The organism is Solitalea lacus (assembly GCF_022014595.1).
Taxonomy (GTDB): Bacteria; Bacteroidota; Bacteroidia; order Sphingobacteriales; family Sphingobacteriaceae; genus Solitalea; species Solitalea lacus.
On the sequence record NZ_CP091740.1, the window covers coordinates 492118 to 509939 of the forward strand.

The 17822-nt window shown below is 38.4% G+C and carries 16 protein-coding genes; 5 read left to right on the forward strand and 11 right to left on the reverse strand.

What is annotated here, in order from left to right; translation table 11 throughout:
* Nucleotides 1–130: 130 nt before the first annotated feature.
* The 3 genes from L2B55_RS02065 (at nt 131) to L2B55_RS02075 (ending at nt 5880) form a co-directional block, all read left to right on the forward strand.
* Nucleotides 131–2335 carry a hypothetical protein gene (locus tag L2B55_RS02065; protein WP_237848631.1) on the forward strand — a complete coding sequence of 735 codons (2205 nt, stop codon included), beginning with the start codon at nt 131–133 and terminating at the stop codon, nt 2333–2335.
* Nucleotides 2336–2529: 194 nt separating this feature from the next.
* The gene (locus L2B55_RS02070) at nt 2530–4482 is read left to right on the forward strand and encodes a right-handed parallel beta-helix repeat-containing protein (protein WP_237848632.1); all 1953 of its coding nucleotides are present in this window, start codon (nt 2530–2532) and stop codon (nt 4480–4482) included.
* Nucleotides 4483–4665: 183 nt separating this feature from the next.
* Nucleotides 4666–5880, forward strand: a complete 1215-nt coding sequence (locus tag L2B55_RS02075; protein WP_237848633.1) for a hypothetical protein — start codon at nt 4666–4668, stop codon at nt 5878–5880.
* 6 nt (nt 5881–5886) lie between these two features.
* Here the strand turns inward: L2B55_RS02075 and L2B55_RS02080 are convergent, their stop codons facing one another.
* The 10 genes from L2B55_RS02080 to L2B55_RS02120 form a co-directional block, all read right to left on the reverse strand.
* Nucleotides 5887–6654: an ABC transporter permease subunit gene (locus L2B55_RS02080; RefSeq protein WP_237848634.1), complete on the reverse strand. Its 768-nt coding sequence runs from the start codon at nt 6652–6654 to the stop codon at nt 5887–5889.
* Nucleotides 6654–7361: an ABC transporter ATP-binding protein gene (locus L2B55_RS02085; RefSeq protein ID WP_237848635.1), complete on the reverse strand. Its 708-nt coding sequence runs from the start codon at nt 7359–7361 to the stop codon at nt 6654–6656. Before L2B55_RS02085 ends, L2B55_RS02080 begins: the two co-directional genes overlap by 1 nt.
* Complete coding sequence (locus L2B55_RS02090; protein ID WP_237848636.1) at nt 7358–8566, reverse strand: nitrous oxide reductase family maturation protein NosD; 1209 nt, start codon at nt 8564–8566, stop codon at nt 7358–7360. The genes L2B55_RS02085 and L2B55_RS02090 overlap by 4 nt, the downstream gene beginning before the upstream one ends.
* Nucleotides 8567–8645: 79 nt before the next feature.
* On the reverse strand, nt 8646–9659 hold the full coding sequence (locus tag L2B55_RS02095; RefSeq protein ID WP_237848637.1) for a nitrous oxide reductase accessory protein NosL: 1014 nt from the start codon (nt 9657–9659) through the stop codon (nt 8646–8648).
* A gap of 133 nt (nt 9660–9792) precedes the next feature.
* Nucleotides 9793–11763 (reverse strand): Sec-dependent nitrous-oxide reductase, encoded by a 1971-nt coding sequence (nosZ, locus tag L2B55_RS02100; RefSeq protein WP_237848638.1) that lies wholly within the window; start codon nt 11761–11763, stop codon nt 9793–9795.
* A 20-nt stretch (nt 11764–11783) separates the two neighbouring features.
* Complete coding sequence (locus tag L2B55_RS02105) at nt 11784–12314, reverse strand: c-type cytochrome (protein WP_237848639.1); 531 nt, start codon at nt 12312–12314, stop codon at nt 11784–11786.
* A gap of 233 nt (nt 12315–12547) precedes the next feature.
* Nucleotides 12548–12679 carry a hypothetical protein gene (locus L2B55_RS18845; RefSeq protein ID WP_255696541.1) on the reverse strand — a complete coding sequence of 44 codons (132 nt, stop codon included), beginning with the start codon at nt 12677–12679 and terminating at the stop codon, nt 12548–12550.
* A gap of 37 nt (nt 12680–12716) precedes the next feature.
* Entirely contained in the window at nt 12717–13112 is a 396-nt protein-coding gene (locus tag L2B55_RS02110; protein ID WP_237848640.1) for a DUF1801 domain-containing protein, read from the reverse strand.
* Nucleotides 13113–13266: 154 nt separating this feature from the next.
* Nucleotides 13267–13593, reverse strand: coding sequence for a DMT family transporter (locus L2B55_RS02115; RefSeq protein ID WP_237848641.1), 327 nt, complete (start codon nt 13591–13593; stop codon nt 13267–13269).
* Nucleotides 13594–13646: 53 nt separating this feature from the next.
* Complete coding sequence (locus L2B55_RS02120; RefSeq protein WP_237848642.1) at nt 13647–14210, reverse strand: Crp/Fnr family transcriptional regulator; 564 nt, start codon at nt 14208–14210, stop codon at nt 13647–13649.
* A gap of 220 nt (nt 14211–14430) precedes the next feature.
* Between L2B55_RS02120 and purD the strand changes: the two genes are divergently transcribed.
* Both purD and L2B55_RS02130 read left to right on the forward strand, forming a co-directional pair.
* Entirely contained in the window at nt 14431–15705 is a 1275-nt protein-coding gene (purD, locus tag L2B55_RS02125) for a phosphoribosylamine--glycine ligase (RefSeq protein WP_237848643.1), read from the forward strand.
* Between the two features lie 106 nt (nt 15706–15811).
* The gene (locus tag L2B55_RS02130) at nt 15812–16426 is read left to right on the forward strand and encodes a hypothetical protein (RefSeq protein WP_237848644.1); all 615 of its coding nucleotides are present in this window, start codon (nt 15812–15814) and stop codon (nt 16424–16426) included.
* Nucleotide 16427: 1 nt separating this feature from the next.
* Here L2B55_RS02130 and L2B55_RS02135 read toward each other — a convergent pair whose 3' ends face one another.
* Nucleotides 16428–17603, reverse strand: a complete 1176-nt coding sequence (locus tag L2B55_RS02135) for a formimidoylglutamase (protein ID WP_237848645.1) — start codon at nt 17601–17603, stop codon at nt 16428–16430.
* Nucleotides 17604–17822 lie beyond the last annotated feature (219 nt).

The window sequence follows — 17822 nt, forward strand, 5'->3', positions numbered from 1 at the left end:
GGCAACAAACGTAATGCGGCCAATCCATGACTGACCCTGTTTGCATGAAGTAGTCTTACTGTATTTGCGCAAAAAAACTGCTAGCACTAAGTCATCCAGTTATAAAGAATATATATAAATATGTTTTGTAATGATTTCAGATAAACTAACTTCTTTACGGTTTTTGGTATTACTGACTATTCCGCTTCTTATTTCTCTTTCAGCGGCTTGTCAATTGAATCAAATCGTCCAGAATTATATTCCGGCGTTTGACAATATAAACCATCCGCAGATAGCTTATTGGTTTTTCTCAAAAGACCAATTAGACGAAACCAAATACAAAAACAAAATTGACAGTCTCTCCGCTTTCAGCAAATACACACTTATTTTTCTGACAGCAAGAAATGGGGTTAATTTCTATGATTCGAAAACTATGCACCCCATTTTTGATAACATAGTTAAGTATGCACATGCTAAGGGTTTAAAAATAGGGCTTCAGTTATGGGCCCCGGAAGATACCGTGCCAATCGCTAATACAGCACGGATGGTGCAGGAGGGAGAAATACTACTGGATGATAATGGCAAAGGCAAATTCACATCCACTGCTAAGCATGTAAGACGACTTACGCAATTATTGTTAAAAAGCGAATTATTCAGGGTATATGCTTTTAAAAAATCGGGAGATGGGTTTTATATACCAGGCAGCTTAAAGGATATTACTTCACAGGTACAAAAAACAGAAACAAGAAATAGCGTATCCGTTTCAATTGATCAAAGCCCTGCCATGAAAGGTTACACCGTTTATGTACTAACTCAGCATTACTACAATTACTGGAGTAATTACAATCCCGAAGCTGTAGCCAGGCTTACGAATACTTTAAAAATATATTCTGAAATACCGTTCGATGGTGTAGGTCTTGATGAGTACACCAATTTGCCTGTTATCCCTGCATGGGAATTAAAAAATGGAAATGTTTTCAGGGAACGACCCTATTCACTGTCCATGGATTCTGTTTTTAAAGCCAAAACAGGCTTAAACCTGGTGCAAACATTTTTTGACATGCGTTATGCACCAGTCGGCAATCCAGGCATAAGGGCTAAAGCAATTAATAATTATATGGCCGTTATGCGTAGCGGTACTATGGGCCTGGAAACGGAAATTTACCGTGCCGGCAAACTTTATTTTGGCCAAAATACGTTCATTGGCTTGCATGATACACACCATAACACGTTAGATGGCGATGAAATATGGCAAACAGGGCTGAACTGGTGGAACATTAAAAGGGACTATGGCCACACTGATGAAGGAACTTCAAAACCTACCCAAATTGGAATTGGTTTTAGCTATCCAATGAATGCGATGTATAACATGTATTATAACAAAAGCCTTGACAGAATATGGACAAAAGCATTAACCGATTTAAGATATGGCATTCGTACCCATTACCATGCAATCAATGATGTGCAGAGCTGGGGAGTAAGTATAGAGCAACCTTCAGCACAAGCCCAAATCAATAAAGTAGAAAATTGTGCCCGGTTATTAAACAGGTTTAATCCTTCTTTCCCGAAAATAAAATTATTGGTATTGTTTGGGATGGAGGCGCTTTCTAACTGGTACCCTGATACGCTGTCAAGAAACGCCTACGATATAAATGGTAAATTAAAAATAGAAGAAAAGGCAAGCCAGCTATGGGATGCGGGCTATTTTAATGCATTGGTTCCTACCGATGAAATTGCTGATGGCAGGTTGCGCATTGGCGCCAATGGCAAGCCGGTTTTACAAGGACACGAATTTGATGCAATTGTTTTTTTATATCCACAGTTTGCAAGGGAAAGCACTACAAAATTTATACAGGAGTACCTTAAAAAGGGTGGTAAACTATTAGTAGAAGGAAACTGTACCACCGACTTTAACGGCAATGATATTACAGAAGAATGGAAGAAGATTTTAGAGAAATCGGTTGCTGCTTCTTTTTCATTGGAGGCAATGTCAAAGCTGGGTGTCAAAAAAAACGAATTACAAAATGGTGTATTAAACGAAGATAACTCCTATGTATTTACCGATACAAAATCCCTCAGGGACGGTGCTTTAACAAGCTTTACTTTTACACATAATAACTTGACATTTTCTGGTAATTATATAGGCCTGGCAGCTGTAAAAATTGATAAGAAAAACAACATTGAAAAGATGGCTGTCACTGGGTTTTCATCCTTGAAAAAAAACGGCAACACCATTTTTGCGCTGAATAAACCTGCAGATGTTTTCATAGAAGTAAAATACAAAAAAGTGTATATAACAATTGCTGGCAATGAAAATGAATCACGAATTATCGCCAGCGAAATTTTAAACCCATAGCACAAAAACATGAAGTTTATTGTCGGTTTCATCAACTCATATTAATTTTATTTCAAGCTATCAGTAGGCATGAGCCGGCAAGTTTTATTCTGGAATGATTGTGATTCAGTACTCGTCGCTGACCATTGATGCCGTTTATGTTGAAAACAAAACAAAAAAACAATAATTTGGACTAAATGATACACCCGAATTCAATGAAAAGACTTTTTATTGTCCTGCTTACAATCAGCAGTGTTGCAGTTTTTGCGAATGATAAACCTGGAATTATTAAGCCTTCCAATTATAGAGAATATCATGTGTCGGAGAAAGGGAATGATCAAAATGATGGCAGCGGGCCAAAACCGCTTAAAACCATTATGGCGGCAGCCAACAAAGCTATGCCAGGGGATGTAATTACAGTTCATGCTGGTGTGTACCGTGAAGAAATTGTACCACCGCATGGAGGATCCTCCGAAAAAGAAAGAATCGTTTACCAGGCTGCTAAAGGAGAAAAAGTAACAATTAAAGGTTCGGAGGTTGTTAAAGGTTGGAAGAAACAAGAAAATGATACTTGGGTGGTTAAGATACCCAATAGTTTTTTTGGTAAATTCAATCCGTATAAAGAAGTCATTCATGGCGATTGGTTTTGGCCTCAACCTAAGGACAGAAAATACCTGCGTGGTGCTGTGTACCTGAATGGCGATTGGCTGATGGAGGCCGAAAAAAAAGAACAAGTGATCAACGCTGTCACCGATGCAAAAAATCCACTTTGGTGTGCCTCTGTTGATGCTGATACAACCACCATTTGGGCACAGTTCAAGAATGTGAATCCCAATGAAGCGTTAGTAGAAATAAATGTTCGTCAAACTGTTTTTTATCCCGATAAACCTTTTATAAATTTTATCACGGTGCGTGGGTTTACTATGGAGCAAGCTGCTACCAACTGGGCACCGCCAACTGCTGAGCAAATGGGATTGATTGGTACGCATTGGAGTCGTGGTTGGATCATCGAAAATAATACCATTCAGTATTCAAAATGCGTGGGCATTGCATTGGGTAAATACGGCGATAATTATGATAATAAAGATACCGAGTCAGCAGAAGGTTATGTAGGCACCATCAAAAGAGCATTGGCTTTCGGCTGGAGTAAGGGAACCGTTGGTGGGCATATTGTTCGCAACAATACCATTGCTTATTGTGAACAAACAGGTATTGTAGGCAGTATGGGTTGTGCCTTCAGTACTATTGAGGGTAACACTATCCATGATATTTTTATTCGCCGCCTTTTTAGTGGGGCCGAACAGGCTGCAATTAAATTCCATGGTGCAGTAGATGTACAAATAGCTAAAAACCATATTTATCGTAGTAACATAGGCGTATGGCTCGATTGGATGGCCCAAGGTGCGCAGATAAAGAATAACCTAATGCATGACAACCTCACCGATATTTTTCTGGAAGTGAATCATGGGCCTATGCTGGTAAGCAATAATTTGCTATTGTCCAAAGTCAATATTTCAATGAATTCAAGCGGGGCCGCTTTTGTGCATAATATTTTTGGAGGGGAAATCAGCTCTATTAATTACGATGGTCGGTTAACGCCATTTCATCCGCCGCACTCCACTTATATTGCTGCATTACATGATAACCCCGGAGGGGATGTCCAGTTTATAAATAATCTTTTTGTAAATGGAGGTAATGCCAGCCAATACAGTAAAGCGCTCCTTCCGGTAAGCTTTGATGGGAATGTGTATACTAAAGGTGCTGTAAGGGCCATTAGCAATGATAAGCCAATGCGATTTGGCGAAATGGGAAAGGAAGCGCAAGAACAATTGAAAAAATATAAAGAACAGAATGCACAAGAACGCAACGCTGTAGTTAAAGAGGATTTTGATGCCATGACTCGTTTATTGACTCAAAAAGAGGGCATTTACCTGGAAATTAACCTCGATAAAGGTTGGCTGACCGAACAGCCAAGAAAACTGGTGACAACACAATCGTTGCGTCCGGCTGTTGTTCCTAATTTACTATTTGAAAATACCGATAGATCAGCCTTAAAAATTGATACCGATTATTTTGGTAATATCCGCAACACGACCAATCCATCGCCGGGAGCGTTTGAGATTCAGATGAGTGGAAAACAGCTGATAAGAGTGTGGTCAGTAAAATAATTCAGAGATTTAGATGTTAAATTAATGAGGTCCGAAAAAGAGCCCTTAGAGATTTTTCTGAGGGCTCTTTTGATAGTCTATTAAAAAGTCGCTGATTTACCTGCCCACTAATCACCATAGTTGCTTTCTTGAAAAATTTTATTTACTATAGATTAAACTGTTATAGTAGGAACTCTTAATTAAATGGAGAATAGCAAATTAGTGCCATGGGCCAAGTTGAGTTTACTCAGCATTGTAATTGTTGCACTTTACGGCATGATTATGCGATATAAAATCGCTTTTGATTTTCCGTATTTGAACCAGAAAAATTTACTTATTGCTCATTTTCATTTTGCAATAATTGGCTGGGTTAGTCATTTGTTGTATAGCAACCTGCTTTTAGGGATCCAGCCCTATTTGCCTTCAAAGAATGTGAAAAAATACAATAGGCTTATTGTGGCCAACCTGCTTAGTGCATTTGGGATGTTGGGGGCATTTACTATTAAGGGATACGGGCCAGTGTCCTTTACATTTTATACCTTTTCCGTTGTAATTGCTTTAGTATTTACCGTGTTCTATATAAAAGAAGTGGGGAATTTTCCCATTGCCTACAAAAAATCAAGGCCATGGGCCGTTACAGGCTTGTTGCTTAATGTGGTCTCTTCTGTGGGGCCACTAACTTTAGTTTACATGATGGTGACAAAACACATCCATCAGGAGCTCTACCTTGCATCGGTTTATTATTATCTGCATTTTCAATATAGTGGATGGTTCTTTTTTGGAACGATGGCCATTGTTTTGAGTAATTTACCAGTTGAAAATTTACCAATTAAAAAATATTTTCAACTGTTTGCCTTCACTGTTTTTCCTACCTACTTTTTGTCGACCCTTTGGGCAAAAATACCACTATGGCTTTACGTGGTTACCGTAATAGCCACTTTACTTCAATTGGCTGCATGGATTTCGTTGCTTGTTAAACTAATGCCAATTTTTAGCCAAATGAAACAAAAGTTGCAGTATAGATGGCTTAATGTGTTTTTCTATGTGGCAGCATTGGCTCTCACCATCAAGTTTATACTGCAAACGATTTCCATTATACCACAGCTTAGTCAATTGGTGTTTGGTTTCCGTCCTATTGTGATTGCTTACCTCCATCTTGTTTTCCTGGGAGTTTATAGTCTCTTTTTTGTCGGCTATTTATTTGCTAAAGGATTTATTTATCCTTCCAAAATAGCCATGATAACAGCTTTTGCTTTTCTAACAGGTGTATTTCTCAATGAGCTTTTGCTCGCCATTCAGGGATTTGCAGCCTTTGCCTATATTCCCATACCTTTTGTGAATGAAATGCTGTTTGGGATTGCTGTTTTACTTTGGGGCAGTGCATTAGGATTGCTCTTATCCCAATTTAAAGAACAATGATACTGCTTACAAGTCCTTCTTTTTGAATTTAATCAAAGAAATCTTAAACGGAACCACTATCCATAAAACAAGTAGTAAAAACGATAAGGAAAGCCCCAAATCGGTGCCAAAAAAGTTTTTAAATACCGCTCCGGTATAACCCATCATTGCCGATACATCAAGCTGGAGTAAGATAAGTATTCGACAAATATCTATAGGACTAAGACTGCTGAGCAGCACCACTAATTTTTCTACAGGATAATCAGAAAGTTGAAATAAAAGGAACAGTATCAGTCCATCAAAAAGAAGGGCAAAATACAGCCAAAGCAATATAGAAATTCCAATTCCTTTTGCCTTGTCCCGGGTGAGCATACTGGTCAAGAATGCTATGGCTACGAAAATGATGGTCAATAATGAGCCGGCAATGGTCATCATCAGTGCGGCGGAAAAATCAGCGAACAATAAAATGGGAATGCCTGCCCCTAACAAAAATGCCAAAACAAGGCTTAACGACAAGCCTGTAAATAACGCTTTCCAAATCATACTGCGTTTTACTGGATGACTAATCAGCAGTTCAATGAACTCGTTACTGTTATATATGTAGATTGTAGAAAACAGGACGGACACTAATGGAACGGTGAGCAGGATAATAGAAAGTTCGGTCAGCACTCCCTTAGAAGGATTATCCTCTAAACTGAAGGCACTCAGTGAAATTAAAATCAATAGAAATGTATAAGCGATTATAATTTTATTTTTTAAAATATCCAGTGCTACGTATTTCAAAATCTTAATCATTAGTTCTCGGTTTTTAAAAGCTGAAGGATAGCACTAGCAATAGTTCTCTTTCCGGTTCCACTTTTTAGTTCCTCTACATTCTTATGAAGTACCAAATTGCCATCTTGCATAAAAATGATCTGACTTACAATACCTTCCAATTCACTAAGTAAATGTGAGGTAATAAGAATAAGGCGGCCTTTGTTTTTTTCGGCAATAATTTTTTCCTTAAGTATTTCAGATGCAATTGGGTCAAGTCCCGCCGTTGGCTCATCGAGAATGAGCACCTGGGGATGGAATAAAAATGCTAACGTAGCACTTACTTTCTGCGTGGTGCCACTACTGAGTGTTCGCATTTTTTTGCCGACCATTGAGCCTATTTCAAATTTTTCATACAATTCATTATCTAAGGGCTTATTATAGCTCCTGATTCCTTTTATCATATCCAATACATGACCTATGCTCATGTTTTCTGGGTAACGGCCTATTTGTGGCATATATCCAATGTTTCTGCGGTATTCGTTGTCGTTTTTGATATTTTTACCGGCAAAATTTATACTGCCTTCATCAGGTATTACCATACCCAGAATGGTCTTGATAAGTGTAGTTTTACCGCAGCCATTAGGACCTACAAGAGCAATGCATTCACCCTGGTTCAATTTTAGATTAATTCCGTTCAAGGCATGTAGTTTTCCAAAGTGTTTTGATACATTAACTACTTCAATCATAATAATAATGGTTTCATCAAAGGCTTGTTATCTACAAAATTTTCAGGAGTGAGGCTAGGTAATAGTTTTTCTGACTTGTCAAGCAGGTTTATCATAAAGCTTCGGAAAAGTAGCATAGCGGGTGGATCTCTTTCAATAATAACCGAATAAATGCTGAGTGGATGATATGGCACATCTCCAATTTTATCTTTATCCAGATCGTAGCCTTCGTATTTATCCCAATAGTTTTCATTGAAATGATTGAGGGTAAGGCTGCCGTTGGTGCTTACATCAAATGTGTTGGCCAGGAAGTTATTGTGTGAAATGGTGTTTTCCATGCAATTGGCCTGAAGCCTCATTCCCCAGCCATTGGCTTTGAGTACATTTTTTTCGACTAAAATCCTGTTGGTCCCATCAAAAAATACGCCTGTGGTGTTTCTTATGAATGTGTTTCCTGAAAGATGACAATCTGAGATTTCTTTAAGCAATAATCCATAAGCCGCATCCCCCCAGTTTTCTTCAAAGGTATTATTGGCCATCACTACATGATTGGTGAACATTACGGCAACACCTGCACCGTTATTTTTAAAATAATTGGTAAAGTAGGCATCATTGTGCGAAAACATAAAATGCAACCCATAACGTAGATTGTTCTTGGCAGTATTCCTCCATATTACAGAATGAGTTACAAACTCGAAATATATTCCATCTCTGTGCCCCGAAATTTTATTTCCAATAATCTGCAGGTTACTACTTTTCCAACAATGGATGCCATTGCCTGATAGCTGCTGAGAGGTTTGAGACGCACGAATCAAATTGTTTTTCACGACGCAACCTTGTCCATACTGGATATAAATGCCAAAAAAATTATCATGAAGCTCATTGTTTTCAATTCTAACATTGTCCGAATTATAAACTTTAACACCACAAGGATCGTTAAGTGTTCCCTCTCCTGAATTTTGTATACGGAAACCATTTATAATTACACCGCTGCTCTTAATTGAAAGTACTTCGTATTTTTTTTCACCATCCAGTACCGGCATTGACATGCCCAACATGCATATGGATTTATCAATTATTATATTGCCTTCATTGTAAATGCCTTTGGTTACAATTATTGTATCACCATTCTTGCAAAGAGCCAAGGCACTTTTTATAGTAGAAAACTGCTTGCCGCCACCGACATACAGAGTTTTTGCAAATGCCTTGCTTTGCACCAAAAGCATTAAGGCTATTAGTACGGTTAAAAGGGATCGTTTACAGATATGGGTATTCAAGCTAATGAGGTTCTTGTAATAACTTGATTTATTGCTTCTTATTGAATTTTTGCCAACTTTCAACATGCACACCAAGCTTATTGGCATATGCTTCAGCCTCGTTTTTAGCAGAAAAAGCCACTGTATTGCCACCCATAGGACTTTTGGCATCTGCATGGTGAACAAACCATGCCTTGGAGGCATCTATTAATACATTGTTCTTTGAATAGTCCATAACATAATAGCTTTTGACTTTTCCTTCTTTATGCTCATTACTGTATTTCAACATACAGTCTATATCGTCAAATTTGTAGGCTCTCCCCTTACGGGTTATCATCTCAGAACCAAACCGGCCATCCGAAATGGTCATTCTGCAAAAATCGCAAGCATCTTTGTTCAGGTTGATTGCCTGCGGGCCATCAGCCTCACAGGATGATAATATAATAATACCAGAAATAAAAGCAAAGGAAGCGCTTGAGTTTTTGTCTGATTTGAACAGCTTTTTTTCCAATAGAACAGCTATTAAAACAAGTAGGCCTGCAGCTGCTAAACTCCATCCGCCGATATCAGGCATTGAGTAAGCAGCGAAATTCAATAATTGCTTATATCCAATCAGTGGTGGTTGGTATGCCATGCCAGGAACAATGATTGCTGCATTAGGGTCGAGATTGTGGCCGTAATTATATTCCCATTTCCAGAAATCTATCATTGCTAAGATACCGAATAAGAGGAATGCCCCGAAAGAAATGTAGAGGCATTTTTTTGTGCCATTTAGTGCAGCAAATAAAAAGAGTAAAACATATGTGCCAATAATGTATGGCAACACCGTAAATTCGATAAAATCTTCGGTGTGAAGCGTTTTCATTCCTATGTAATGATTTAGCCCATTTATGATATTTACATCTCCAGCGATCTTGTTGGCCCAAATCTCCAAACTCAAACCTTCAGGATACTGAGGTGCTTGGAGGTCTATTTGCCAAATAGGCACGAAAATGGAAATTGCTAGCAACACTGCTGAAATTATTAGCAGTAATTTGGACACTATTGAAATTTTGTTGGTCATTTAAGAAATGTTTGGGAACACAGTATAATTCGCGCATTTAATTTTGGAACAAATCTCTGTATAATAAAAGGGCAATCTGTATATAATACATGTGTTGCCCTTTTATGTTTAAAAACTAATGCTAAACATAACTTTATTTAGCAGCCGTTTTTTTAGATGAGTTAAAGGTTATTGGAAGAGTACTTCCTTTGGGTGATACTCGTACATATCCTGACATTTCCTGGTGTAAAGCAGAACAGAAGTCTGTGCAATACATAGGGAAGATACCGACACGGTCAGGTATCCATTTTAAAGTAAGTGTTTCGCCAGGCATAATGAGCAACTCTGCATTGTTAGCTCCCTTAATTCCAAAGCCGTGAGGGACATCCCAGTCCTGTTCCAAATTGGTAACATGAAAGAAAACTTCATCGCCAACCTTCACGCCTTCTATATTATCCGGTACAAAATGAGATCGAATGGATGTCATATATACATGGACTGCATTGCCCTCGCGAACCACCTTGGCATCTTCTTCACCATTTGTCTTATATTGATGCTTATTTGAGTTAATGTCAAATATCTTTGCTTGTTTGTCTTTTATCAAGGCTGCCGGTATGGCTTGGGCGTAGTGAGGTTCTCCAATAGTGGGGAAATCCAACAGCAGTTTCATTTTATCGCCGCTAATGTCATAAAGTTGAGCGCTTTGGGCTAACTCTGGTCCAGTGGGCAGGTATCGGTCTTTAGTGATTTTGTTGTAAGCCACTAAATATTTACCAAAAGGCTTTTTGGTATTACCACCTGGAATCATTAAGTGCCCAACAGAGTAATAGGTCGGTGCCCTATCCAATACCTTGAGATCTTTGATATTCCATTTCACTACTTCTGAAGAAACAAACATTGAGGTATAGGCATTTCCTTTTCCATCAAACTCTGTATGTAAAGGGCCTAATCCCGGCTTTTGTACTTCGCCATATAATGCAGCCTCATATTTTATTACCGGAATGCCGCCGAATTTCTCTGTTTCAAATTTTTTCTCGGCAATGGCTTTCTGCAATTTATCAAAACTAAATACAGGAATAAGTGCTGCCAGCTTTCCACTACCTATAATGTACTCTCCTGTAGGATCAACATCGCAACCATGTGGAGATTTGGGGCATGGAATCAGGTAAGCAATCCCTTCAGTATTTGCAAGATCCAAAACTGTTACTTCTGTTTCCATTTCAGACTTTGCGGTATGTGTGGTTTCGTCATATTTGTTGTGAGAATATTTCACTGCCTGTTTAGTCCCTTTGCCTTCTTTGATATATTCTTCCGCTTTCTTCCAGTTTATGGCCAGAATGAAATCTTTATCTTTTTGGGAAGCATTTACTTCCAGCAAGGTATTTGCCAGCTCAGTATTGTAGCAGCTAAAAAAGAACCATCCATGCGATTTTCCTTTTCCTGCACGGGCAAGGTCGAAATTCACGCCTGGTGCTTTCAATTGAAAAGCGACCTTCATTTCGCCGGTTTCCTTATCTACACTTACAAAGCTGATATGCCCCTTAAAATTTTCTTTATATGTACTAATAGGCACATCGGGATTAGCATCAGACGGAACACTGAATCTTGTACTGGCAACTATATATTCAGAGTTTTCGGTGCCGAAAGGCGAACTGTGGTTGCCGCCACTATTGGGAAGTTCCAGGATTTCTGCAGTGCGAAATGTTTTAAGGTCTATTCTCGCTAGCCTTGGAGTATTATTCCCATTTACAAACACCCATTTGCCATCTGCTTCGCCGTTGGTTTGTGACATTTCCACGTGGTGAAGGTCGTCCCAAGGTACAATGCCATGTGATGTATTGAGCATTGGTTTTGTTTCTTCATTAAATCCCCAGCCTTTTTCAGGGTCAGAGGAGAATACAGGAATTACACGCAGTAGGCGTCCACTAGGTATGCCATAAACGCTCAATTGACCACTAAAGCCACCTGATACGAAGTTGTAAAATTCATCATATTGGCCCGGTGGTACGTAGACTTTTGTGGCAGCATCTCCACTTATGACGCTAGTAGTTCCTTTGGGCTTGCAAGATGTTATCGACATTGCCACAACGAACAATAGTCCGACAATTAATTTATTACTTATCATTGCAGTTTATTTGAGATTTTTTATTTTACTTCGTCATTCTGACGCATATACTCCAAAATATTTCTTGCTTCCTCATCATTAAGATTTTGATTTGGCATACGCACCAAACATATCTCCAGTTGAGCCTGTAATTCAGGATCCTTTGAAATCATTGGATCAGGATTGGTAATAAAATTCATAATCCAATGTGGTGTTTTTCTGTGGGTAACACCCTTCCATCCGGGGCCAACCAGTTTTTCATCCGTTTGTTTATGACATGAGTTGCATTTGGTTGCGGCAATCGCTTTGCCTTTATCAGCCATCGCTGCATCTAAAGCTCCCAGTTTTACATTGGATTCGTTGAATTTTCCTTCACCACGTTTAGGGTCATAAGTTGAAGGGTCAGCTTTTGACTCGGGTTTGGCTTCAGGTTGTTCAGATGGAGTTTGTGTTGTTTCTGGTTGTTCTGTTTCATTTGTAGATTTTTCTGAGGTAGATCCGCCTCCACCACAAGAGCCGATGATAAGAATTGTTGCCATCAGGCTTAGGGTTGTAATGATAGATTTTTTCATATTATTAAGGTCATTTAGGTTGACTAGGGAAGTGTTTTTAGTTTGGAAGTCATTTGATTGTCATCATAACCCCCTCATTTAAATATACATAATTTTAAAAAACAATGAAGAGATTATGATAAGAAATTTAGGTTTGGTGAAAAATATATTCTCGTTAAGCAAATAAACCAGGTGGTCGAAATGGGCTTTGGGCTTTATAAAACAAGAAGTAGTAAACCGTGAATGATCTACCTTTAAACAAAATAGCCGATTAACTGTGCGAATTCATCGGCTTTAAAGAAACGAAAGGGAACTTTGCGAGGACCATCCGGATCGCATAAAAAAGCTTCACATTGTTGAAGCTTTTTGTGGTCTATGTTTTTCATTTTAGGGTTTGGCGAAGCCGCTCCTCTAAAGTGTCATTTATTTAATTCTTTCCAACAGGCCTTTACGCTTAATTAAGTTCTTGTAATCCCATTGAATATGTCTCGACTTCTCGATCCATCGTTTCAAATCATTTTTGTTTACCTGACTTAATGCGGTATAGCGAGCTTCGGCGGCTTTAAAGCTGCCTTCATTTTGTAAAGTTTCTTCATCAAATGATTGTCCGCTCCAAAACAATAAACGAACACAGCTTTTAAGTTTACTATAGCCAACAATTGGGTTCCCATCCAAAAACCAAACGGGATGAGCATGCCAAATTTTATTTTCGGCATCAGGTAAAATACCACTAATCTCCTGCGATAGCAGATTACATATTGCCCTGTCTTCTTCGTTTAGCTGAGCATTGTTATAGGTTTGGGTGTCTTTGTTTATCATTTCCCGGTTTTATTTAAAGGTTCTGTATTGTACTGTTCTTTGTTTTTTAGAAACAGAGATGCTCTGCACTAGTCAGTTGGCTTTATTCTTAGCCAATATAATCGTCAAAACAAAAAACACAAAGCCAGTTAGAGCAATGTTCGCATCAATCGTTTTAGCTGGCCATTGCTTTCAGCCCTATGATTGATGCTATTAAGGTTGTAATAAAGAATAAGCGCCAAAAATCTGCCGGTTCATTAAAGAAAAGGATGCCCATTAGAACTGTGCCAACGGCCCCTATGCCGGTCCAAATAGCATAAGCAGTGCCGATAGGTAGGGTTTGTGTGGCTTTCATCAATAATAGCATACTTATGGTTAAACATGCAAGAAAGCCGCCGTACCACATGGTTGATGCTATTCCGGTAGAGAGTTTTGCTTTTCCTAAACAGGTAGCGAATCCGACTTCAAATAATCCTGCTATTATTAATATGATCCAGTTCATGGGTGCAAAGGTCGGAGCTAATTTTTAGTTGCCCTTTAACAAATGATAAAAAATCATCGTATTTCAGCCCTTATACGACTTAGGGTAACTTGGGTAACTCCAAGATAAGATGCAATGTGACTTAACTGAACACGTTGTACTAACTCTGGCTGCTGTTCAAGTAATTCCCGGTACCTCTCTCCTGCTGGTCTAAACTGTCTGGAAATTAGGCGGGCTTCGGTTTTTATCAGTTCAAGCTCTGCCAATTTACGTCCCCAATTAGCAAGGTGAATATCTTCATTAAATAACTGATGGAGAGCTGATGTTTTTAGGTGAAAAAGAGTGCTGTCTTCTAGTAATTCAATGAATTCATAACCGGGTTGGTTTCTGATATAACTGTTGTAAGAAAGCACTATGTCACCTTCTTTGCCAAACCAAAAGGTAACTTCGGTTTCAGCCGTGTAGCAATAAGCCCTGGCAATTCCGAAGGCAATGAAATACACATCGGTTTCAGTTTTATCGGCATGAAACAAGTGGTACCCCTTAGGATAATTCACCATTGAAAGCTGCTTCTGCAACTTTTTCAAAGAACCATCCGGTAATGTATAAACGGCTTGTATAATTGATTTAATGTCCAAAACTATAAGTAGTAAATGGTAGTTAGCTAATCTTCCTTTTCAATAGGTCAGTAAATTTAGTTATATCTGCGCTATGTGTCTGGTATACTGTGGTCAGATTTGTGCCATTTTTCTATCTTTGCACCTATTCTTAATGCACGAATGCATCTTTTCCCCTTTAGATGAATTTCTAACGCATTAATCTGTTGGTATTAAATTTAAGAGATTCTATACACTTAACATGAATATTTTACTTCTCGGATCGGGTGGCCGTGAACACGCCTTTGCATGGAAAATTTCTCAAAGTAAACAATGCAGCCAATTATTTATTGCACCTGGAAATGCCGGAACGGCTTCTTGCGGACAAAATGTGGCAATCAAAGCAACTGATTTTGAAGGTATAAAAACGTTTGTGCTTCAAAATGAAATCAAATTAGTAGTTGTTGGACCGGAAGAGCCATTGGTGAAAGGTATCCACGATTTCTTTTTGGCTGATGAACAACTGAAATTGATTCCGGTTATTGGTCCTCAGAAATTAGGAGCAACTCTTGAAGGAAGTAAAGATTTCTCTAAGCAGTTTATGAAACGCCATAATATTCCAACGGCAGCTTATGCAAGTTTCACTGCAGATAAGTTGGAAGAAGGCCTGAGATATTTAGAAACACAATCGTTACCAATTGTATTGAAAGCGGATGGTTTAGCGGCAGGTAAAGGTGTTTTAATTTGCGAATCACTGGAAGATGCTAAGAGCGAATTAACAGCAATGCTAGCTGATGCTAAATTTGGGGATGCCAGCAAAACCGTAGTTGTTGAGCAGTTTTTGAAAGGGATTGAACTATCAGTATTTGTATTAACAGATGGTATAAGCTATAAATTATTGCCTTCTGCAAAAGACTATAAACGAATTGGTGAGGGTGATACTGGTTTAAATACAGGAGGAATGGGTTCAATTTCTCCAGTTCCGTTTGCAAATGAAGCATTTATAAAAAAGGTAGAAGAACGCATAGTTATCCCTACTGTTGCAGGCTTAAAGAAAGATAATATTCCATATAAGGGCTTTATTTTTATTGGTTTAATGAATGATGGTGGTGAACCTTACGTAATTGAATACAACGTTCGAATGGGTGATCCGGAAACCGAAAGTGTATTGCCTCGTATCAAATCCGATTTAGTTGATTTGTTCCTTGGTGTGGCTAACGAAAATCTTGCTGAAAAATCTTTTGAAGTTGATGAGCGTACTGCAACAACAATTATGTTGGTTTCGGGTGGATATCCTGGCGATTATGAAAAAGGTAAGGAAATATCAGGATTTGACACGGTTGAAGGTAGTATGGTTTTTCATGCTGGTACCACTCAAAAAGACGGCAAAATAGTTACAGATGGCGGACGTGTAATAGCCGTAACTACACTTGGTGCTGATATCCCTTCGGCACTGGCTGTTTCTAACGCGAATGCGAAAAAGATCAGTTTTGATGGTAAATACTATCGTACCGATATTGGCTTCGATTTAAAATAGATAAACAATAGTCATTGTGAATAAAACGGTCCGGCAGCTCTTGTTGTCGGGCCGTTTTATGTTTTTATAAAGAAATTCATTAGATTGATGAGACAAAACGTTTATTATGAAAATCAGTTTTAGACTCCTTTGCCCATTATTGATTTTAGCCTCACTTTTTACATCTTGTTCTCGTGAACTAATTTTTGTGAAAGTAAATCCAGCCATTAAAACTGAAATTACTCATACGGAGTTGAAAAATGATAGTGATTTAGCTGTGAATAATATTGAAGAATCTGATTTATTACAAGTGATTAAGGAGGGAAGAGATGTGGATTCAACTTTAAATATCGATATGGCGGTTAATGAACCGCAATTTAATAGGTCCTTAATATCCAAAACGCCAGATCAGGATTCTGAGCGATCTTTAACCAAAACTTTAAGTCTAGAGAATACAAAACAAAAACAACAGCTTTACTCTAATAAAACTTATCGAAGGAATTATACTTTCAAAAAACATTATGATTATAAAGTATTAATGCCAGTCCCTCCTCAAAATGGAAAAACTTATTTGGGTGCAGCATTAATGATTGTTGGGGCAGCCGCAGTATTATTGGGAATTTTTTCAATTACAGGCGGTGCCGGAGCAGTTTGGGCAATAATACTAGGCTCGTTAGCATTCATTGCCGGGGCTGCCTTCCTGGTTTCTGGCTCCATGTCTAGCCGATACCGAAATAAATAATTTATATCAATTTCTGATAAGTTCTCCACCAACGATCAGGCATCTCGCCGTTGCTCGCAATCTGGTAATCATTATAGCTGCAAGGAACTAAGTAAAATCGCTCATTTTTGGTTTTATTTGGGAATGGAACTTGCATCCACCATCTTCCTGTCTTAGGGCTTTTATAAAAAATAACCTCATGGCTATCTGTTGTTAAGAAAGCGCGGTACTTGGTCATATCCTCTGTTGGATTAAAAGGATAGTCCTGTTTCCGATTATAATAACCTTCTATAAAACACCAAATCATTTGGGCTAATAAATGAGCTGTTTGTCCGTTCTTGTCGAAAAGTGGATTTACTTCATAAAAACCAATCGAAAGTAACTTATCACTCATGCCCGCATAACGGCACAACTGACAAATTTGTTCACCATAAAAGCCGTTAGGGGAAGCATTGCCATTTCCAGGAGCATCGCTTTGACGAATTGACGATACGTCAAAACTAATCATGTTGGCGTTTCTAATTATCGGTTCTGCATCTTGCAGGTTTTGATTGATTTCTCCTAAACGATGGGTGTCGAAATACAATTTATCCATTAAGCGCAGGCTATCTTGGCTCACGAAATAAGTTTGATACCCAATATTACTATAGTTAAACAAGTTGTTCGGCTCGTGTAAGATGATGCTGTTTAAGTATGATTTCGAATTGGTTTCTTGATCTTCAGCGGTCGTATCTAAATCAAACTGATTGTCAATAGAAACCAAGTCTACCCTTTGTTCTATTCCTTCATAAGCCAGGTATTGGGCATAAGTAAGATTCTGCCCGCCTCCAATAATGATTGGAACAATATTTTGTTTCATCAACTCTTCGCAAACAATCCGTAGTGCAACATAGGTGTCGCGTACTTTTTGTCCTGCCCTAATATTGCCTAAGTCAACAATTTTAGCTTTGAAATCACCTTCTGTAAGTTTATATAAATACTTGCGAACGTGATCGGGAGCAGTTGCGCAACCAGCGTTTCCGATTGAAAGTCGATCTTCCTCAACTCCTACTAATGCAAGGTTCATTCCTTCCAGGTCAGGGAAATTACCTTCTTCCATAAAAGAGGTAATTACGCTGCCTAAATGGAACGGCTCAAATTTTAATGAGGTATTTATTGATTCAAGATTGATTGGAGAAAGAAAATCAGACAGATTCATGGGGTACTATGGTTTTTGCAGCAACAAAGTAACGAAGGAAAATGGAAAAAGGAAATGGATTGTGCCTTAATGCTTGATCTAAGAATTGTAATTTATTTTAAAGTATTGTAAGTCAATGTGATAAAGGCGAAATTTATATTAGTACCATGTCTCTGCCTAAAACCATCAACCCAGGGAGTATCAGTTTATTCCCTTGATGACTCAATTAGGAGAACTGTT